Raw genomic sequence first — 19,542 nt, 5'->3', positions numbered from 1 at the left:
TCATATATAAAAATTTAGGTTAACAATAGGGAGGGATTTTTATGGGTAATAGTCATAATCATGCACATGGTGAAAATAAAAAAGTATTACTGATTTCGTTTATAATCATTACCATCTATATGATTGTAGAAGCGGTAGGGGGTTATATTACAAACAGTCTTGCTCTTCTTTCTGATGCAGGGCATATGTTAAGCGATGCCGTATCTCTTGGAATTGCCTTATTAGCATTTACATTGAGTGAAAAAGCAGCAAATGCTAGTAAAACATATGGCTATAAACGTTTTGAAGTTTTAGCAGCCGTCTTAAACGGTGTGACGCTTATTTTAATAGCTTTCTTTATTTTTTATGAAGCAATTGAACGATTTACAAATCCACCAGAAGTGGCAACAGCCGGTATGCTTGTTATTAGTAGTATTGGGTTAGCAGTGAATATCCTCGTTGCTTGGATTATGATGCGTGGCAGTGATACGAAAGAGAATTTAAATATGCGTGGGGCATTTCTCCATGTGATTAGTGATATGCTAGGATCAATTGGCGCAATTATTGCAGCACTTCTAATTATGTTCTTTGGTTGGGGTTGGGCTGACCCATTAGCAAGTGTTATTGTCGCAGCACTAGTTTTACGCAGTGGCTATTATGTAACGAAAGCTTCGCTGCATGTATTGATGGAGGGCACGCCTCAAAATGTAAGTGTAAACGATATCGTTCATACAATTGAACAGACAAATGGAATTATTGACGTTCATGATTTACACATTTGGTCTATTACAAGTGGTTTAAATGCACTTTCTTGTCATGTGGTGGTCGAGGGACAAATGACGATTGTAGAGAGCGAAAAGCTACTACGCAAAATAGAACATGATTTAGAACATAAAAATATCCAGCATGTGACGATTCAGTTGGAATCTAATGCACATAAATGTGATAATTCTATTTTATGTACAGCAAAAGCTGATGTCTCAGCTGCACATGCACACCACCATCACTAAAGGGGTGTATTAGGACTTCCAATAGAAAAATAGTGAATCAATAGGATTAGTTACAGGAGGTGTAAAAAGTATGGCAGAAGAAGTACAAACTAATACACATGAATTAGATGAAGAAACACTGTTTGTCGTATCCCAGACGTTTAAAGCGTTAAGTGATCCAACACGTATTCGTATATTAAACTTACTTTGCTGCGACGAGCACTCTGTGAATGATATTGCTGAGGCACTAAATTTAGGTCAGTCCACAGTATCTCATCAGCTCCGTTTTTTGAAAAATTTACGTTTAGTAAAATTTCGACGTGAAGGGACAACGTTGTATTATTCAAGCGATGATGACCATATTATGAATCTATTGCATCAAGCGATTGGTCATGCAAAGCATTAAAATACATTCTATATTATGAATTGAAATAGAGTTAGTTCAAAAAATTTTGAGCTACTCTATTTTTACTTATAGATTATTTTAGTTCTTATACGTTTTGTAAGAAATAGCCTTGGTATTAAAAAATAAAGTGATTGTTATATAAAATCCCTACCTATATTTCCCTATATCAGCCATTAGTTTAAAATCTCGACTATTTTTTTTGCCGAACTTTCTGAAAGACTATAAATGGTATGAGTATCATTTGTATTCATTATTGTGCCATGTTCATCACTTATCCAAAGAAAATAAGATTTATCTCCAAATTCAATTTTATAATCGGGGTCAACCATATTCACTATTCCTGGTTCTTTATTAGCACTGTTGAATGCATTTTTAAAATCTTTCATGACACTTGAGTCTGTATAAGTAGTCAATGAATTCTCTCCAACTTTTGAAAAGCTGTCCATTTTGTATACGTTCACTTCTTCTATGTTTTGAGATGAACATCCTATAGTCAATAGTGCTATTAAAATAATAAAAAGAAAACGTGGAAATAAACTTTTCAAGAAACCACCTCCTATTTAAAGTTAGTCGCATTTCTTGAATTTAAGTTACAGTGTAAGTAAAGTCATTAAAAAAACAGTTTATACAAAACTTTTCCAACGAATAAAATAACGATTAGTATTCCTGTCCCTTTCCAATCTAAACCACCAACTAAGTCAGCTAAGTTACCATTTTCTGCTCTACTAAATCCATCTTGTAATGAACCTGTTGAATTTTTTTTAGTTCTACTTGTCTTAATCTCTCTCTTTTTTCTTCAGGTGTACCTTCTTGAAAAAACCTATCCGACCTTTGATTTCTAATTAAAGTACCAAAAAGAGCCTCTGCCACCCTTTAATATAAGGGATATGCTGGTAAGGCTCTTTTTATTTTTGCGTGCATATGAAAAACAAAGTGACGGTTAAAATGTACAGAAAAGCGCTAGGTAAGAAAAAGAAAACCTCCTATGCATCCAAAGCTTATGAGTGCTATTGTTAATACTTTTGAAAAATCTTTAATAGACTCCATGATTATTTCCTGGATGGTGATCATGTATATTGTGCCTACTGCTAAACTTATGGAAAAAGACCAAAACATTGGATCGCCAATTCCCATTGAGTTCCCTATATAAGCGCCAAAACCAACTGGGATTGCAACAATTAAAGATAAAAATAGCCATGTCCATACTCCAAGGCCCGCAATAAATAATGGAGTAAATACAATTATTCCTTCAGGTATATTGTGAAGTAAAATGGTTTGTAGAAGCGTCATTTCAATACTAGACTCTTGATTTGATCCTATTACTATTCCAATAGGCAAATTGTGAAATGAAATACTAAGGAACAACAGTATACCCGTTTGTAATGAAAAGTTATCTTTACCTTTGAAAGTTCCAAATAAATTTTTCAAAGCTTTATGTGTAATTTTAAATAAAATAACTCCAATGACAAATCCTACGATGAATGTGAGCCAATTTCCAAGGTTTATAGCCTCGGGAGCAACTTCAAAACTTAATAAACCAAGAATTAAACCAGCGCAAATACTGTAAATAGTATCTATTTTTCTTTGTACTCCTCTTAACGTCCATGCTATTACCCCACCTATACTAAATCCTAAAGCAGTGTAGATATAGCCCATTACCCAAATCAAAGACAATTGATCACTCCTACTATGTTCACTCTGTCTGTCTTTATGTTTATATGGATATTGTCATGCATTTATGAAAACGAAATTAAATTCATGTGAATGACATTTCTAAAAGACACTTGCGATTAGTGCATGGAAGGTACCTCCATAAATTAGACTGTCCAATTATTTAGTAAAATTATTTGATTATAGAATAATTAGCCAAGTAATAGCCAATAAATAGTTTATATTGGAGGGAAAGATAATTATGATAATAAAAAGTGATGAAGATAAAGTAATTTATTGCTACAGCTGTCGCAAAAGGACCTTATTTACACGTAGAGATATGAACAATAATAGTGGTGTAGAAAGTCATTGTAGTGAATGTTCATATGTTTGGTTTGAATGGCAAAACCGAGCAGTAGAGCGAGAAAAAGAAAAGTGGGTTGAATATAATACGATATTTACAAACAACTCTATTTAATATTCCTTGCTTAATAAAGTTAACTATAACTACTTTTTCATAAAATTGACCAAGTAGAGTCTAAGTTGGCTCTACTTGGTCTTTTGCATCTCTATTAAATAAATTTTACAAATTCACCGACTGGCTTTCGATACCCACGCCATACACATTTTGTGAAGTGTAACAATTTAAACTATTAAATTACTTACGAACAGTTTTTAGTGCATTAGTCCAAGGAATAACTTGGTCTAGCATTTGGTTTACTGAATCAGCTTGTACAGCTTTTGGTTTAAATACAGTACCGTTTTCAAAGTCAGTGAAGAGGGATAGTGCTGGATGAACGCGAACATGTGCTACAAGCAATTCACTTAAAATGCCACGTAAATGTTCTGCTGCACGAGCACCACCTACGGAACCATATGATACGATACCAGCTGCTTTGTTATTCCACTCATCTCGTAAGTAGTCTAAAGCATTTTTTAATGCGCCGGTAATGGAGTGGTTATATTCTTGAACGATGAATACGAATCCGTCACAACCATTGATTTTTGCACTCCAAGCTGCTGCACCTGAAGCATCGCCACCTGGTTCACCTAAAAGTGGTAACTTAAATTCTGCAATGTCGATGATTTCGTACTCAGCGTCTCCACGCTTGTCTGCTAGTTCTTTTACCCATTCTCCTACTTGTGGACTAACGCGTCCCTCACGTGTACTTCCTAAAACTATTCCAATTTTCAACATGTCATTTCCTCCTATTTGTTCTTCTTTAGTGTCTAATCCAAAAAATTTTCTAAAAAAACTCATTGTTCTACCTCATATGCTTTCTTATATTCATTGTGCTTCTTACTGTATAGAAGGGTCATACTAATAGTGGTTATAGTAACGATTTACATACCTCTCATTCGATTACACCACATAATCGCTTGCATGGAAGGAAACATGTGCATTATGTAAAACTTATTGTGTTCTACAAAATAAGCACACTAATTCTTCCCTCACCTCCTTTAATGGTTATTGTTTGATCGACATAATCTATGAAGGATTATGCCAGGTTGGTTCTTTATACTAGTATGACCAATTAATATTCTGTCGAAACGTGTTCCTACTAAGTGAGTACAACGGAAATTTGAATCGAGATATAAAAAAGAATATATTTTTACCTCGAATTCGAGATATATGTTTAAAAAAATTTCCATTCTCTTATGAATGATTTTACCTTTAATTAAAATATCTTTAATTCGAAATAAATTTAACATAAATTCATAACAATTGTCAACATTTTGTTTTAATATATTTTGTATTACGGGATTTATAGATATACAAACCAAGAGTATAGAGCAACAATTACAAAAACGATTAATGTAATCTAGATGTTATTATTTCATCTTCGTTTTTAATTTAACTATTTCTACATCAAATACATTGAGCTATAGTTAAAAGAAATGCTAGGGGGTTTTTAGATGTCTGTTAGACTTCGTGAAGTTTATGAAAACGAGAAAACAATTCTACAAAACTTATATTCTTTTTATCTTCATGACCTTTCTATGTTCACACCAAACATTACTATCAATGAAAATGGATTCTTTGATTACGAAGATCTTTATTTGTTTTGGACAAATGAGGGTATTTCTCCTTATTTCATCGAATCTGAAGGCAACATAATTGGCTTTATACTTCTTTTGGAAAGACCATTTTTAAAAAAAGAAAGTGATTTCTGCATTAATGATATCTTTATTCTAAATAAGTTCAAAGGGAGGGGCTATGGAATACAGGCAGTTAAAGAGTTATTTGAAAGCAAAAAAGGTCAATACTATGTTATTGAACTTGTAAATAACCTCCCTGCCGTATCCTTTTGGAGAAAGATATTCAAAGAATTTAATATTGATTTTGAAGAAAAGAATCAATTAATTGATGACGAACCTTGCATAGCCCAGACATTTAAAATCTAAATTAATAAGTAGAATCCTATATGAAAGAACGGTAATTAATATAACCGTTCTTTTTTTTTACCATTTCAATTCGTTTATACATAAATACTACCAATAATAGACGACTTATTATTTGAGCCAGCGGCAGTATTAATGGAAGAAGGAAGGGGATTATCATAAAATTTCCAACCACCTAAAGGGATATTTTATGTGCAAGGCGAATTTATTAAGTATGAAACTTTGTTGGTGTTACTTTCTATATTAAGCGGTCTAAACATTTTGACTGCTAGGACAGTATTTGGAGGATGCCTATGTGGAAGATATTAAAGACTAATTTTATTTTAGAGAAATCAAATAAGAAAAATATTTTAGCTAGTATTATCTTGGCAGTATTTGTTTTTGGATTAATTTTATTTGTGAAAACGGAGGATTTAGGAAACTTAATAAAAGAAAAAGCGGGTGAATATCAATCACTTTCTTCCGCGTTGAGTAAATTTCAAAATGTTGATGCTACTCATAATGGGAATGGCAGCGACTTATATAAGAATTTAGTACTTCAGCAACAATATGTATCTAAACAAAGAATGGCACTAAAAATGAATCGGCCGGAGTTGTATTTGGAAACAGCGATCGACCTTGCAAATTTAAGAACCGAATCATTTCATATGGAAGGATATGATGATGTTGCAAGTAATCTACCTTCAAAGGTAGAAAATCAATTGGATCTTGTGTTTTATCAGTATGTGAAGAACACGGGAATTTCGTTATCCGTTAATTCGCTATCTTTCTTTCAGTTTCTCGCTTTTTTATTTGGTGTACTAGGTTCTGTATGGTTTATTTTCATGAGTATTTATACTTGTGGGATCATGATAGAAGAATTCCAACATACGTCTATAGTTAAAGGTTATCCTATATCCTTTGATAAGTACGTTTTATCTAAGTGTATCTCATCCATGCTTATAGTAGGTGTATTTCTACTGGAGTTATTTGTTTGCAGTCTACTGTTAGTTTTTTTTAAGGGACTAGGAAACCCATCCTACCCTATTGCTATCTTTAATGGTAGTTTTGAAGTTTATCCAATATATAAATACATAGGTGTATCTGTACTTTATATGATTTGTATTTCTATTTTTACAATATTACTATCTGTAATTTTAAATGTTTTATTGAAGAATATGTATTTGACACTGTTTTTGCAATTGTTATTGTTTATTTTCCCTATGTTATTTCCGGACATGATGAATTTTGTTCCGTTTAATCCATTTAACTACTTGAATTTTACTAACATATTGAACGGTCAGACACTCGATCTTACAAACCCGGCCCTCTTAAATAGCACACATGGACTTATTTATATCGCGTTGAGCATAGTTATAATGGTAGTCGCTATAAAGTTATTCTTGACTACTGGGAAGTTAAAGAAGGTATAAGGTGAGTGAGATAATGTGGTCGTATTTTAAGTTTGAATTTCTTCAATTTATATTCAATAAGAAGAATATTGCAATTTATGTCATTCTTCTTTTCTTCTCGTGTTATTATGCACTAAAAATAGCTCCAGCTTATAACCCTATTGAAAAAGTAGATGTAAGTGAAATGGAGGCTCGTTACCTAACGAGAGAAGAATTTCTAAAGAATGTTGAGATAAATGACGGGACTCACCCTTTAACTAAATTTGCTGCGCAAATATTCCCTGAATGGAATGAATATGACAAAGAAAGATTAGAAGCTATCAAACAGCACAATTTAAATGAGTATGCAGAAGCTACATTTAAGTGGTATGCATACTCTGATGCGATAATCTTCCGTTATGGAGGTGATTTCCTCTACTATAATCCGAGATATTATACGTATGGAAATAATTATGCGAGGGAAGATGGACACTTCGCGTATTCGTATTCTGCAAGTCGGTTCGAAGGGTATACAAAAGGGAAATCGGATTTAACTATAAATGTTTTCGAGGAAAGGACTGCGTTGCAAACATTGCAACGTCAGTTACACTCTTACCTGCCATTTATTCTCATTGTTAGTTGTATACTCTTCACAGTCGATATCGTCATAAAGGATCGTAGGAATCCAACACTGTTACAAGGTTTGCCTCTTTCAGATTGGATAAGGTTGATTATAAAAGGAGCAGTTTCCTTAGTAGGGAGTATCCTTGCAATTATTCCACTTTCTGTAGGTCTATTGATAATTGGTGTCCAAAATGGTTTTGGTGATTTTAACTTACCAGTTCCGATTTATCATTCTGTTGAAGAATTATTTTCAAATATAACGATTAGGGAATACCTGATCCAAAACGTGCTATTTTTGGTTATCTGGTTTTTATTCATTATTTCATTGCTACTACTTGTAAGTGTGACGCTCAAAAACGAGTTTGCAACTTTATTGATAGGTTGCGTGGTTGTAATTGTTGAATTTGCTTACTTTAGTAGAGGGATTGGAGTATTTCGCGATGTTCAATGGTATCCAACGAGCTATGTTCAGGTGGGACAGATTATTTCAGGTTATCGAAACTATCTTTATGGCACAGATGAACTCACTTTTGGAACTGGACTCTCCATAATAGGATTATGTACGTGTATTTTTTTATTACTCACTTTCTTAATAAGCAATCATAAAAAATTTAAGCTATTGTAGTTTGAAGATTTGGAGGAAAGGTATGATTGAATTAAAAAATATTGGTGTTCAATTTTCAAGTAGAGACATTTTAAAGGATGTTTCTGTGCTGTTCAATCCAGGAGAAATTATTGGTTTGGTAGCTCCTAATGGGACGGGGAAGTCAACGCTTATGTATGTGATTATGAATTATATCAATCCAAATAGTGGGAAAGTTATACTAAATCATGAGTTGGAATATACAAACAAAAAGAATGAGGTAAAAATCCATCAACTAGTATCCATGATGCCTGACCAAAGTGACTTGTATAATCAGATTTCTGGAAAAGAGCATTTAAAAATTTATTCCTCCATATGGAATAGTAACCCAAAACTGATTGACAGTACAATAAAAGAACTAGGGATGGCGTCATATATAAATAAGAAGACAGGTACGTATTCTTTGGGAATGCGCCAAAGACTTTGTTTTGCGATGCAAATTGTATCAGACACCCAAATCATGTTAATGGACGAAGTCATGAACGGATTAGATCCTACTTATGTCGAACTTATTTCACAGATACTCGTTAAAAAGAAGTCTGAAGGAAAAACGGTTATTGTAGCTTCTCATTTATTAGATAACTTAGAAAAATATGCAGATCGAATTTTTTTTATGAGAAATGGTGAGTTAATCCTAGTTAATGTCATTTCGCCAGGGTTCGAAGAAAGAGAAATCACGACTGTACGGGTAACAGAAATGACAGAGAAGATAAAAGAAAAGTTATCAAAAGAGTTTCCAAAAACCAATGTGCGATTATTACCAAATGGCGTTACTTTAATAGATGTTCGTGGATATGATTCAAGGAAATTAGGAACGATTGTAGAGTTTCTTAAAGACAATCAGTTAACAGAGTTTAGCATTGGGAAAGTTACATTGAATGATTTATATTCCATGTATTATCAAGAAGGATGACTTTTGTGAGGGTTAATATAAAAGGGAACAATACAACTATAATTTGTAGTAAGCCTGAATTTTGATATTTCACTAACGGGTGCTTAGTTAAACAAGACCATCAGTTTGATGGTCTATTTCTTCATCCAAAAAATCAAGTAAATCTAAGAAATCCATTGTGGTTAGTTTAACAAGATGAATGGTAAAGTTAGAGAATCAAAAGAGGCTTAAGTAAAGTTAGGTGAAAATTTTTATGTACAGTTAGTTGAACATATGAATGCTGTTGTGTTTATTTACCTATCCTTGTATTATCGCATTTATTATTTTATATTTAAGATAAAAAAATTAGTAATGATTGATAAATAAAACTCACTTTTTTATACAACTAAAGGACAGTTTAGTCTTAAATCATTTAGAGTAACAATAAGGGGGAAACTTATATGACAAAGAGAAATAAGGAGTTGTCACTAGAACAACGTGAGGAACTACTCAGAACTTTGAAAGCCCGTTTTGAGAAAAACATGAACCGCCATGAAGGTCTTGAATGGGCTAAAGTCCAAGCTAAGCTCGAAGCTAATACTGAAAAACTGTGGTCGCTCAATGAAATGGAAGGAACAGGTGGTGAACCGGATGTTGTTGGCCATGATAAAGAGACGGGCGAATACATTTTTTATGATTGTTCAGCAGAAAGTCCTAAAGGTCGCAGAAGTGTTTGTTACGACCGTGAAGCACTGGAGTCAAGGAAAAAACACAAACCAGAAAATAACGCTATTGATATGGCAACTGCCATGGGCATTGAACTTTTAACGGAAGAACAGTACCGAGGGCTGCAGAAACTTGAAAATTTCGATTTGAAAACGTCGAGCTGGGTGCAAACACCTGCTAATATTAGAAAACTCGGCGGTGCAGTCTTTGGTGATCGTCGCTACGACACTGTCTTTGTGTACCACAATGGAGCAGACTCCTACTATGCTGCAAGGGGATTCCGTGGCTCGCTTAGGGTTTAAATTTTGAATAGACGGCTAAAGTTAAATTTGAGAACGGATCACTTGGAGAAAGGTTTTAATTTCAATCTTCAACTATCAGAGGCATTAGCAATAGATTAAAGAGCTGGAATGGGCAGCTCTTTTTTTTATTCAACTAAAGGCGCAGTTTAGTAGAATAAAATATTTGTTTTTTCATGTTAATATGAATCTATAACATAAATGTGCATCAAAAAGGAGTTGTATTAATGCAAACTCATAACATTACAGAAGAAGATTATTATAAAGTAATGGATGTTTTGAATGATTGGTGGGGTGGTCGCGAGATGACCCATTTGTTACCTCGCCTGTTTTTCGAGCATTTCCAGTCAACAAGTTTCATAGTTAAAGACAATGAAGTATTATCCGCATTTTTAATTGGATTTGTGTCGCAAACAAATTTAAACGAAGCTTACATACACTTCGTGGGTGTTAATCCAGAATTCAGGAAGAACGGCTTAGCAAGAGAGCTATATGAATTGTTTTTTGCTAAGGTTCGAAACTTAGGTTGTAGCACTGTCCGTTGCATTACTTCACCAGTTAACGAGGGTTCTATCTCATTTCATAAATCAATGGGTTTTTCCGTATCCTTAAAAACTGATTACGCTGGTGTTGGACAAGACCGTATTTTATTTTCTAAAAATATTGCTATTTAAAATTATCCTTAATCAACTAACGGGTGCTTTAGTTGAACAAGTGGCTGCCTGTAAGGGTAGCTTTTTCTTATTGAACTAACTGGGCAGATTAAGTGGAAGAAAGAAAAAGATAAATGGAGGTCGAAAATGTTATTATTATGGCAACTTTCATTATTTGTTTCAATTGCAGCTTTATTGGTGGGTATTGTTAAAAAGTCTTCGGTATTCCTACTAATTAGTACGATTACATTCATACCGATAGCATATTATTTTTCAGGGGTAAATAATGCTTGGAAATATGTTGGTTTGACTCCAGTCCTACTACTTGTTCTAACGATATTAATTTGGTTCATAAGTAAGAAAAAAACGAGGTCAATTAAAGGGTAAATCGGAAGCGATTGTTTCAACGGGAACAGTCGCTTTTTTACTTAAGAAGCAGGTTAGTTAAATAAGGACAGGACTTTTTTACATGACTCTTCACTGATTATTATTGTATTGAGTTTGATGGCTGTATTTTTAAATGCAAAATAGCCGAAAATATGTAAGTGGTGAATAAAAACTCACATATTTTCGGCTGATTAATATTCTTCTTAATTAGGTAATTGTCACAAGTGTTTATCGTTAAAATTTCGACTAAGTCAAGCTTGGATAAAACTTTCCCGCAAGACTTTTCTCAATAATGGGGTTGGTTCACCTACACTGTAAAGTTGCAAATAATGCATAGCTCTGGTGCAAGCTGTGTAGAATACTCTACGAACGCTCTCATCGCCGTATACTTCCTCTGATGCGTCATAAATGATGACAGCGTCGAATTCGATGCCTTTGGACAAATACGATGGTATGACAACAACTCCTTGTTCATATTCAATCGAACCGTTCTTCACTAGCTTAATATCATCGATGTTGGACAAGGCTTCGTATGCACGCTTACTTTCCTCAGCTGATTTACATATTATAGCAATACTGTTATAACCAAGATTTCGCAAAGTCGCGACTTTGGATGCTATGCAGCGGTGCAGTTCTGTGTGATCGAGCAATTGTGTCAGCACAGGTCGCTCACCATCGCGTTCAAAAGGAATAATCCGTTCGCCGTTAGGAACTAGTCTGCGTGTAAATTCGATAATCGGTTTTGTGGATCGGTAGCTGCGTGTCATGTTGATCACTTCCGTTTCAACCTGTCCGTATAAGTTCATAAGTGTGTGAAAATCATCCTTTTCGCTTGCATGGGCGAATATCGCTTGATTAAAGTCACCTAGCACAGTCATTCTTGCTGAAGGAAATAAACGCTTTAGAAACTCGAATTGAAACGGTGAATAGTCCTGTCCCTCGTCAATAAGTATGTGCTTTATGGAGCGGTTCGACTGAAAGCCTTGAATCAGCTCTTTCATAAATAAGAACGGAGTAGCATCTTCGTTAGATAGTTTGCCTTCATATAGCATTTCCAGCGTCGCTTGACAAATCTCTGCCCACTCCGCGGGTGTTTCACTCTCTATCCACTGTTTGATCTGCAGGGGGTCAGCAAAAAGCTGCATATAAATCCCCTTAATGTCGATGAAGTCAAATGTTCGGACTCGTTTACGTGACGGCTTCAATTTCTGTTGAACAATTAATTGGGCAAGTGCTTCAGGCTCTATCTCATAATCGGCAATCGATTCTCCTTTAAAGCTGCGTTTTTTCGCTAAATAGGTATGGACCTTATGGTACTCTTCGTTGCTAAGCAGCTCGATTTTCTCCTGTACCCACGGCTTAGTTAGTTCTGCCTTTTGAGCTTCATTTATTTTCTTAATTAGCCAATCCTTTAATTTTTCAAGTCGATTATGAAATCGGAGTGAAGTATCGTTACTATAAAACCTTTCTGCTATTTGCCCCGCAGTAACAATCGGCTTTCCTCTGAAGTTTATATCCTTGAATAACATTCCAGATAACTCTAATGACTTCCTATATGATTCAATTGCTCTGAAAAAAAGGAGTGATGCTTTGAATCTAATGCTCGCAACCCTTGGTCTGTAGGAAGGGGTATTCGTTGCAGTTAAAACATATTCCAATTGTTCATAAGGATTTTCAACTTGAAATTCTTTACTTAGTCGATGGTTTAAGTATTCCTGAAATGTGACCTGCTGCATATTCTCTTCTCCGAGTTCTGGCAGCACATTGGACACATAACTGTTAAACATCGAATTAGGCGAAAAAAGAATAATTTGATCAGCAGTCATACTATCTCGATATTTGTAGAGCAAAAAAGCAATCCGCTGCAGGGCGGCCGATGTCTTGCCACTGCCAGCAGCACCATGAACAATGAGCAGTCTCCCACGATCATGACGGATGATTCGGTTTTGCTCCTGTTGGATGGTAGCAACTATATTGTGCATATGTTTGTCTGTGCCTTTGCCCAGCACCTGTTGTAAAATCTCGTCTCCAATGGTGAGACTTGTATCGAACATAGATTGGAGAACACCGCCACGGATTAGATATTGCCCCTTTTTCTCTAATAAGCCTTTGATTTCCCCCCCAGGTGTTGCATACTTGGCCGGTCCAGTTTGGTACTCATAGTAGACACTTGAGACAGGCGCCCTCCAGTCATAGATAAGGAATTCTTCGCCACTTGCATCCGTAAGTGTGGAGATTCCAATATAAAATTGTTCCTGAGTAGATTCTCCTTCTTCAATGAAATCGATTCGTCCGAAGTAGGGAACCTCTTGCATACGTCGAAGCTTGGATAATTTATTGGATACATGTCTATTGGTGCTTTGGCTTACTGATAGAGCCTGAGCCTCTTGTCTCAAGCCGATGATGGTCTCAAGATAATCGTCGAAGGTATCAACATTCACCTTGACTTCATCCCAAAAGTGTTTGCGCATATTAACTAGTTCGTTCCGACGTCGAGAAGTTTCTTCCTCTAATCCGCTGATTCGCTCCGTTATTGTCTCAATTACACTTTCCACTCGTTTTTGCTCCTGCTGAAATTCTGAACCCATAGCAACCACTCCTTAAAAAGATTGGTATTGACAAATGAAAAAAGTATGTTGTATAATATATAATAGGGATATAATGCGCATTACTATTTTTGGCATATATCTATATAAATTTACCACAGTTTCTCATTTTTTTCAATGTATTGGACATGATTTCTATGCTTGTCGATTCTTAATACTACTTTGCCAAACATACACCAATTGAATGCAAGAAACACACACCCGCTAGATAAGAGGGTGTTTTTTTGACCACATTTTTACTTCGAATATAGAAACCATAAATAATTGTTGTTTCTTTTTGATAAAAAATTTTATTTCTTATTCAACTTACTGTGAAGGTTATTTGAGAAGTATAAAGCCAAAACCACCACAAATTGGTGGTTAATTACTTTATTATAAGAATTATTTTTGAACTATTACATCTCAAATAAATCTGTTTTAAACCTTAATTGTTAATAGTTAAAACAATTTTTGCTCCCTCTTCTTGATTAATTTGAATTGAATGGAAGAAGTGCAACTTCCTTTTTTGTAGATAAAGGTGATATAGTTTATGGAATTTTACTATATCAACACTAATTTTAAATTCGAATATTTAAAAACATTGAATAGATATTAACAAAAATTGTTATATGACGATAGTTAAAGAGAGAAGTTTTTCGGCATCTACGTCTAAAGTAGGGTTAATATTTTTAATAAAAATTTCCTATTTAAACTAATGACGAAATGCAACTTTTCACAGATTTTAATAAGGAAGTGGTTTAAATAATGGCAGAAGGAACTTACACAATGAACGTAAATCTCGCTAAGAAAACTGTTGATATGATGGTAAGCGGGACTTTTACTCCTGAAAAAGCTCAACAATTTATTAATGATTATCAGAATAAGTTATCATCAATAAATGCAAGCGAATTCGTCTTGGAATTTAATTGTAGTGATTTGGATGTAGTGACAAAAGAAATGATACCAGATCTTGAAAATTGTTTAGCACTTTATAAATCTTCTGGATTTAAGAAAGTAGAAGTAGGTATTAGGAAAAGTGCTATAATCTCCATGCAATTAAAACGCTTGGCGAATAATGTAGGGCTAACTACGTTTGAGGTAATTCAAAAATATTAATTTTTACAAAAAGGTAAGGGGCTATTAAAGGATCCTGCCTTTTTTATTTGATATTTACATAACAAAACTCGTAACTTAATGTACTAAAATGATTAAGCTTAATAACAAGATATGTAATTGTATATAATACTAAAATTTCATTCGAGAGGTTTCTTACGACTATGACTAACATTAGAATTAAAGCAGTGGATGTTTACCATGCAAAAAAACAAGTAAACAATGATGTTTATCTTGAACACTTTAAAAAACAAGGAAATGATATTACAAATTTCTTAAATATTATGGGAAGAAAAGAGCGTTATGTCATTGATAATCATGAAGAAAATACGATTACAATGGCGATTGAAGCAACAAATCGAGTGTTGAAAAAAGTGGGATTAGAAGGTAAGGATGTAGATATGATTGTTTTTTCTACTCAAGTACCTGAAGTGACTGTTCCAACCAACGCTATGTTCATTCATAATGCCATTCAAGCAAAAAAAGGAACAGTAATTTTTGATATGAACGCAAATTGCGCTGGTATGTCAATTGCAGTAGAACAGGCGTCCCGATATATGAAATCCAATCCACATGTTAATACCGCACTTGTGGTAGGTTCTGATTATCTATCATTAGTGGCTGACCCAAAAGATGCAATGACGTATGCTAACTTTGGGGATGCTTCTGCTGCTATTATATTAGAAAAGACTGAGAATGAGGCAGGATTTATCGATGCGATGTTTGAAGTAGACTCAAGTAACCGAAACAATATTTTATATCCACAAAAGGGATTATCTCAAACAAATAAAGCGGGTGAAAGTGCAGAATTCATGCTTTGGCAGCCATTTGATGGAGCGATGTCACTCCCTTATACGTATGATATGTTTGAAGCCATTCTAGAAAGAAATCAACTTAAAATTGATGATGTAGATGCGTTCTGCTTATCTCAATTTGCTAAAGTGAATATTGATAAAATTCAAAGCCATTTTGATATACCTGAAGAAAAATTTATTTATGTAGGAGACAAATATGGATATACTGGTACAAGCAGTCCTTTTATCGCTCTTCATGAAGGAATCGAATCAGGAAAGATAAAGCGTGGAGACTTAATATTATTTTGGACAATCGGTGGCGGTCACGAGTTCATTACTATGTTATTTAGATATTAAACAATGTAAATATTCTTAAAGTAAAGGGCGTAGATTCAGGAGAATCTACGCTCTATTTGTTAATTTAATTGTATTAACGAGGCAGGTTGGTTTAAGAAGGATAGTGTGAGTCATATGTAGAATAGGTAATTTAGGGGTGATGATAATGAGTAAACCAAGGGAAGCAACGCCCAAATATCTTATAATGATGTCTCTAATTTTTGGCTTATTGGTAATTAGTCAAAGCGTTCAAGTTATTTACACACCCTATACATTTGTTAGAGTCGTAAACCTAATAGCTATAATATTTCTCTCTTCAGCCATTGGGGCTTTTATAAGAGAAATATTTATTTTAAAGAAGACAAAGTTAAGTAGTAATTAAATTATTAAATTCGAGTAATATAAAGCTTTATTAATGAATTAATGGAGCAGGATAGATGGAGAAAATCTAATTTTCATAAAGGCTAAAATGCTGAAGCATATTACTCAACTTTATTTTTTTTCTCAAATGGTTTAAACCAAATCAGATTGTGAAACATTGCACTTCAACTAACAGGTAAAATTTAATAAATTTATTTTTCAACTATTGGTGTTTAGTTGAAGAAACGGCTGCTTTAGGGGGCAGCTTTTTCTTATGGAATAATGAAGATGGTAACGTCCAAGTAACTTTTTGTTTAGAGATATATGTCAAAGGGTAGACATTTGTTAGAACGTTCAACACATTAAAAGGAGGAACTAACATGGCAGATTGGAAAAAGAAATTGTTGGCTAGTGGACTAGTAGGCGGGTTAGTGCTTGGCGGAGTGGCTGGTTGTGGGGACGGAGTTGACCAGGATAATGGAGTAAATGATGGTGAAGAGATGGATGATGTAGATGATGGAAATAAAAATGAAGAAGAAGGTAAGTAATAGTGTCTCTATCATAATAAAGATGAAGACCAATTGACGAGAAATATTGCCTTAACTAAAAACATTTATGCGTTACTTTTAACCACCTTTTTTACTGACAATATAGAGGAAGAAAAGATTGCCCTTTAAATTGGGCAATCTTTTTTTGTGTATGCTTACAAAAGCATACAGCATGAAATCGTCTGATAGATGTTTTAAAACTTTACCTTAGAGCATTATAAATGCCTATCCGTTTAATTGCTTTAGCGCATATTACAGATGGGATAGCTCTAAGTAAATGAAGAATTAAAAAAACAACCTGAGTCAACGGACACAGGTTGTAAAAAAGGTGCTTAAAACTCTAAACAATTAATTGTTGAAATGGTATACATCCCAAACGTCGGGTGTTTCAGAACCAATATACCATGCTGCTGCACCACCTAGGTTATATTGTTTGACCAAGTTAACGCGAAGCTCGATGGATTGTTTATCCTCAATCCAAATCTGGTGCTTCTCTCCGTTTGCTGTATATTCTACATAATTTTGCTGAGTATTTCGATCCCAAACTTTGTTAAGTCCTTTTGATGAGATAATTTGCTCGACCTCATTCATTGTACGGTCAATACTTCTAACTTTTTTTGTCGATAAATTAGTCACCCATTCCCTTGTATAAAAGGGCATCCCCAAGATGATTTTATGAGAGGGTACTTCGGACATTAATAACTCAACACCTTCTTCAATCCAAGGCATCGAAGCTACAGACCCTGCGATCGGGCTGTTTCCCCAATGCTCGTCATAGCCCATCAAAACGATATAGTCAGCAACCTTGCCTAGCTCTTTACGGTCTAAACTTCCAGACCAAAAAGGATCGCTGTTTTCTCGAGTGACGTCAACAGATACTTTAATTTCATTAGGTTGAAGAGCTTTTTTAAGTTCGGTTATGAAGAGAACATAATCTTGCTTGTTTTTCGGATGTATGTTTTCAAAATCCACATTGATTCCATCACTTTTTGTTTGGACTAAAGAGTCCTTTAGCGCGAGAACAAGTTTCTTACGATTTGCAGCATTATTTAATACTGCGTCAGTCAAGTCAGGATCGAATTTATTCCCAAATAGTGGCCAAACCTTTTTACCCTTGCTGTGTGCATCCTGCAGATATTTTGTATCGGCTGAAATGGAAACAAAATTGCCTGAATTGCTTAAAGTATACCAACGTGGTGACACTACATTTAAATTTGAATGGTTCAATTGTTGGGCATAGCTCTCGGAACTCCCACTATACTTCCAACCCATAACAATCCGTTCCTGATTTTTTTGTTGTAAAAGTGATTTCTTAACCCATCCTTTTTTACCGTCTAGCAACTGAACTTGTAGATAATAGTCAGGAATGTTTAACTTTTGCCCTTCCAGTATGTTTGAAGAAGGCAAATTGTTCAATTCGATCAAATCATTAGTAGATACTCCGTACTTAGTGGAAATTTTCCATAAAGTATCTCCTTTAATAACCGTATATACTTGGTAATTCTGAGGAATTATTAATTTCTGGCCAATTCGAATTTGGGTCGTAGTAAGCTTGTTCGTCTTCCGAAGCTGACTCAATGAAATCCCATATTGGTTTGAGATTTTCCATAATGTGTTCCCGACAACTACAGTATGGACTACCGCAGTAGTTGAATCTCCCGTTATAGTGGACAGAACAGGAAATTCTTCACCTCTTTTTAAAGTTGTAATAACGGTTGAACCTTGTTTAGGTAAACTTAATACTTTAACGTTATCTATTTGAACAGACCCAACAGAAAGAGAAGTACTGGAGGCCACACCTTTTATAGTTTCGAAACTTAAAACTAAAATTAATATAAAAATACTATAAAGTATCTTTTTCACTTAATCTCATTCTCCTCTAATTTGAAAATAGTATTAGAACCTTCATAGGTTACTATGGATTAAATTTAATAGATACAGGTACTTTGTGGTAAGGTAGCCAATGGTGTACGGTACTACTTAATTTGGTAGCTTTAAAAAGATGGTTGAGGAAAAAGCATTGTCAATAATGAGGCAAACAGCTTGTAGATAATAACCTAATGTTAAGTAAAAAAAACTCTTTCTATAAAGAAAGAGTATCCTTGAATTCAATATTATTTAATAAATGCGACAGCGCGAACCGGCGATGCTGTAGCATTCTTAAGGTTCAGCGGAAGTGCCATGAAAGTGAAATGCTCGTTTAAAGGAAGCAAATGTAAATTGACTAAGTTCTCCACAATATAGATAGGTACGCTTAATATCTTAAGATGTACTTCGCGCATCATATTGTCGTGAACGTCGATATTGGCTAAATCTAATCCAACACATTTTACTTTTTTTTCAATGAGCCAATCACCAGCACAAGGTGCAAATGCATGTTCTTCATAAAAGGATCCTTCTCCCCATGAAAGTTTACGAGTACGTGTGAGGACAATGTCGTTAGGTTGAACGCTAATCCCTTGGCGTTTTTCCGCTTCCTCTAACATTTCGCGTGTTACAGCTTGGAAAGGATCTTTAAAGTCAGACACGTCTAATAGCACAGCTTCTCCATATGCTTTTGAGAGATCCATATCAGAAGTAGATTCGCCATCGCGAATAAAATGTAAAGGTGCATCGATATGTGTTCCACTATGATCAGACATTTTTAGCATTCGTGACTCAAAGCCTTCACAAGGAGGTACATAGCGATGACCAGAATTTTCAAAAGTGGATTCCTCTGCAATAGCGATTGGTGGATGTGATGTATAAGAGCGAAGTCCATCGTAAATTTCTAAAGTTAAATCAATGAGTTTCAAGTAAATTCCTC

The 19,542-nt window shown here is 34.6% G+C and carries 19 protein-coding genes and 1 pseudogene; 13 read left to right on the top strand and 7 right to left on the bottom strand.

Annotated elements, in window-relative coordinates:
• The first annotated feature begins 41 nt into the window (after positions 1 to 41).
• Positions 42 to 989 carry a cation diffusion facilitator family transporter gene (locus tag AN959_RS11115; RefSeq protein WP_056830828.1) on the top strand — a complete coding sequence of 316 codons (948 nt, stop codon included), beginning with the start codon at positions 42 to 44 and terminating at the stop codon, positions 987 to 989.
• A 70-nt stretch (positions 990 to 1,059) separates the two neighbouring features.
• The gene (locus AN959_RS11110; protein ID WP_056830826.1) at positions 1,060 to 1,374 is read left to right on the top strand and encodes a metalloregulator ArsR/SmtB family transcription factor; all 315 of its coding nucleotides are present in this window, start codon (positions 1,060 to 1,062) and stop codon (positions 1,372 to 1,374) included.
• A gap of 173 nt (positions 1,375 to 1,547) precedes the next feature.
• Here AN959_RS11110 and AN959_RS11105 read toward each other — a convergent pair whose 3' ends face one another.
• The 3 genes and pseudogenes from AN959_RS11105 to AN959_RS11100 form a co-directional block, all read right to left on the bottom strand.
• Positions 1,548 to 1,919, bottom strand: a complete 372-nt coding sequence (locus AN959_RS11105; RefSeq protein WP_056830823.1) for a hypothetical protein — start codon at positions 1,917 to 1,919, stop codon at positions 1,548 to 1,550.
• Positions 1,920 to 1,984: 65 nt separating this feature from the next.
• A pseudogene (locus AN959_RS21725) lies at positions 1,985 to 2,217 on the bottom strand (DUF6366 family protein).
• Positions 2,218 to 2,334: 117 nt separating this feature from the next.
• On the bottom strand, positions 2,335 to 3,048 hold the full coding sequence (locus tag AN959_RS11100; RefSeq protein WP_056830821.1) for a ZIP family metal transporter: 714 nt from the start codon (positions 3,046 to 3,048) through the stop codon (positions 2,335 to 2,337).
• 238 nt (positions 3,049 to 3,286) lie between these two features.
• Here AN959_RS11100 and AN959_RS11095 point away from each other — a divergent pair, with 238 nt between their 5' ends.
• Complete coding sequence (locus AN959_RS11095) at positions 3,287 to 3,502, top strand: hypothetical protein (protein WP_231687484.1); 216 nt, start codon at positions 3,287 to 3,289, stop codon at positions 3,500 to 3,502.
• A 180-nt stretch (positions 3,503 to 3,682) separates the two neighbouring features.
• Here AN959_RS11095 and AN959_RS11090 read toward each other — a convergent pair whose 3' ends face one another.
• A complete protein-coding gene (locus AN959_RS11090; RefSeq protein ID WP_053591412.1) occupies positions 3,683 to 4,285 on the bottom strand; it encodes an NADPH-dependent FMN reductase in 603 nt (200 codons plus the stop codon).
• Positions 4,286 to 4,941: 656 nt separating this feature from the next.
• On the opposite strand from AN959_RS11090, the gene AN959_RS11085 reads away from it, so the two are divergent.
• From AN959_RS11085 to AN959_RS11055, 7 genes are all read left to right on the top strand, one after another.
• Complete coding sequence (locus tag AN959_RS11085) at positions 4,942 to 5,430, top strand: GNAT family N-acetyltransferase (RefSeq protein WP_056830819.1); 489 nt, start codon at positions 4,942 to 4,944, stop codon at positions 5,428 to 5,430.
• Positions 5,431 to 5,720: 290 nt separating this feature from the next.
• On the top strand, positions 5,721 to 6,839 hold the full coding sequence (locus AN959_RS11080) for a hypothetical protein (protein ID WP_056830817.1): 1,119 nt from the start codon (positions 5,721 to 5,723) through the stop codon (positions 6,837 to 6,839).
• A 13-nt stretch (positions 6,840 to 6,852) separates the two neighbouring features.
• Positions 6,853 to 8,046, top strand: coding sequence for an ABC transporter permease (locus AN959_RS11075; RefSeq protein ID WP_156350777.1), 1,194 nt, complete (start codon positions 6,853 to 6,855; stop codon positions 8,044 to 8,046).
• 22 nt (positions 8,047 to 8,068) lie between these two features.
• A complete protein-coding gene (locus tag AN959_RS11070; protein ID WP_056830813.1) occupies positions 8,069 to 8,977 on the top strand; it encodes an ABC transporter ATP-binding protein in 909 nt (302 codons plus the stop codon).
• Between the two features lie 419 nt (positions 8,978 to 9,396).
• Positions 9,397 to 9,963: a DUF4256 domain-containing protein gene (locus AN959_RS11065; RefSeq protein ID WP_056830811.1), complete on the top strand. Its 567-nt coding sequence runs from the start codon at positions 9,397 to 9,399 to the stop codon at positions 9,961 to 9,963.
• Positions 9,964 to 10,187: 224 nt separating this feature from the next.
• Positions 10,188 to 10,634 carry a GNAT family N-acetyltransferase gene (locus tag AN959_RS11060; protein WP_056830809.1) on the top strand — a complete coding sequence of 149 codons (447 nt, stop codon included), beginning with the start codon at positions 10,188 to 10,190 and terminating at the stop codon, positions 10,632 to 10,634.
• 126 nt (positions 10,635 to 10,760) lie between these two features.
• The gene (locus AN959_RS11055; protein ID WP_056830807.1) at positions 10,761 to 11,000 is read left to right on the top strand and encodes a hypothetical protein; all 240 of its coding nucleotides are present in this window, start codon (positions 10,761 to 10,763) and stop codon (positions 10,998 to 11,000) included.
• Between the two features lie 251 nt (positions 11,001 to 11,251).
• Here AN959_RS11055 and helD read toward each other — a convergent pair whose 3' ends face one another.
• A complete protein-coding gene (gene helD / locus AN959_RS11050; protein WP_056830805.1) occupies positions 11,252 to 13,588 on the bottom strand; it encodes an RNA polymerase recycling motor HelD in 2,337 nt (778 codons plus the stop codon).
• A gap of 762 nt (positions 13,589 to 14,350) precedes the next feature.
• Between helD and AN959_RS11045 the strand changes: the two genes are divergently transcribed.
• From AN959_RS11045 to AN959_RS21345, 3 genes are all read left to right on the top strand, one after another.
• Positions 14,351 to 14,701, top strand: a complete 351-nt coding sequence (locus AN959_RS11045; RefSeq protein WP_056830803.1) for a hypothetical protein — start codon at positions 14,351 to 14,353, stop codon at positions 14,699 to 14,701.
• 161 nt (positions 14,702 to 14,862) lie between these two features.
• Complete coding sequence (locus tag AN959_RS11040; protein ID WP_056830800.1) at positions 14,863 to 15,849, top strand: ketoacyl-ACP synthase III; 987 nt, start codon at positions 14,863 to 14,865, stop codon at positions 15,847 to 15,849.
• A gap of 719 nt (positions 15,850 to 16,568) precedes the next feature.
• Positions 16,569 to 16,736, top strand: a complete 168-nt coding sequence (locus tag AN959_RS21345) for a hypothetical protein (RefSeq protein ID WP_172794362.1) — start codon at positions 16,569 to 16,571, stop codon at positions 16,734 to 16,736.
• 348 nt (positions 16,737 to 17,084) lie between these two features.
• Here the strand turns inward: AN959_RS21345 and AN959_RS11030 are convergent, their stop codons facing one another.
• On the bottom strand, positions 17,085 to 18,599 hold the full coding sequence (locus AN959_RS11030; RefSeq protein WP_253278908.1) for a LysM peptidoglycan-binding domain-containing protein: 1,515 nt from the start codon (positions 18,597 to 18,599) through the stop codon (positions 17,085 to 17,087).
• A gap of 251 nt (positions 18,600 to 18,850) precedes the next feature.
• Positions 18,851 to 19,531 (bottom strand): cyclase family protein, encoded by a 681-nt coding sequence (locus AN959_RS11025; RefSeq protein ID WP_056830796.1) that lies wholly within the window; start codon positions 19,529 to 19,531, stop codon positions 18,851 to 18,853.
• Positions 19,532 to 19,542: the final 11 nt, after the last annotated feature.

Origin of the sequence: Psychrobacillus sp. FJAT-21963, from assembly GCF_001420585.1 — a bacterium.
GTDB lineage: Bacteria > Bacillota > Bacilli > Bacillales_A > Planococcaceae > Psychrobacillus.
Note: the sequence above shows the minus strand (reverse complement) of the source record. Positions and strands in the feature narration are given on the sequence as shown.

Coding starts and splice junctions, on each gene's coding strand:
- AN959_RS11110 (WP_056830826.1), top strand. CDS start 1,060: ATGGCAGAAGAAGTACAAACTAATACACATGAATTAGATGAAGAAACA.
- AN959_RS11115 (WP_056830828.1), top strand. CDS start 42: ATGGGTAATAGTCATAATCATGCACATGGTGAAAATAAAAAAGTATTA.
- AN959_RS11055 (WP_056830807.1), top strand. CDS start 10,761: ATGTTATTATTATGGCAACTTTCATTATTTGTTTCAATTGCAGCTTTA.
- AN959_RS11095 (WP_231687484.1), top strand. CDS start 3,287: ATGATAATAAAAAGTGATGAAGATAAAGTAATTTATTGCTACAGCTGT.
- helD (WP_056830805.1), bottom strand. CDS start 13,588: ATGGGTTCAGAATTTCAGCAGGAGCAAAAACGAGTGGAAAGTGTAATT.
- AN959_RS11075 (WP_156350777.1), top strand. CDS start 6,853: ATGTGGTCGTATTTTAAGTTTGAATTTCTTCAATTTATATTCAATAAG.
- AN959_RS11080 (WP_056830817.1), top strand. CDS start 5,721: ATGTGGAAGATATTAAAGACTAATTTTATTTTAGAGAAATCAAATAAG.
- AN959_RS21345 (WP_172794362.1), top strand. CDS start 16,569: ATGGCAGATTGGAAAAAGAAATTGTTGGCTAGTGGACTAGTAGGCGGG.
- AN959_RS11060 (WP_056830809.1), top strand. CDS start 10,188: ATGCAAACTCATAACATTACAGAAGAAGATTATTATAAAGTAATGGAT.
- AN959_RS11040 (WP_056830800.1), top strand. CDS start 14,863: ATGACTAACATTAGAATTAAAGCAGTGGATGTTTACCATGCAAAAAAA.
- AN959_RS11045 (WP_056830803.1), top strand. CDS start 14,351: ATGGCAGAAGGAACTTACACAATGAACGTAAATCTCGCTAAGAAAACT.
- AN959_RS11090 (WP_053591412.1), bottom strand. CDS start 4,285: ATGAGTTTTTTTAGAAAATTTTTTGGATTAGACACTAAAGAAGAACAA.
- AN959_RS11065 (WP_056830811.1), top strand. CDS start 9,397: ATGACAAAGAGAAATAAGGAGTTGTCACTAGAACAACGTGAGGAACTA.
- AN959_RS11085 (WP_056830819.1), top strand. CDS start 4,942: ATGTCTGTTAGACTTCGTGAAGTTTATGAAAACGAGAAAACAATTCTA.
- AN959_RS11070 (WP_056830813.1), top strand. CDS start 8,069: ATGATTGAATTAAAAAATATTGGTGTTCAATTTTCAAGTAGAGACATT.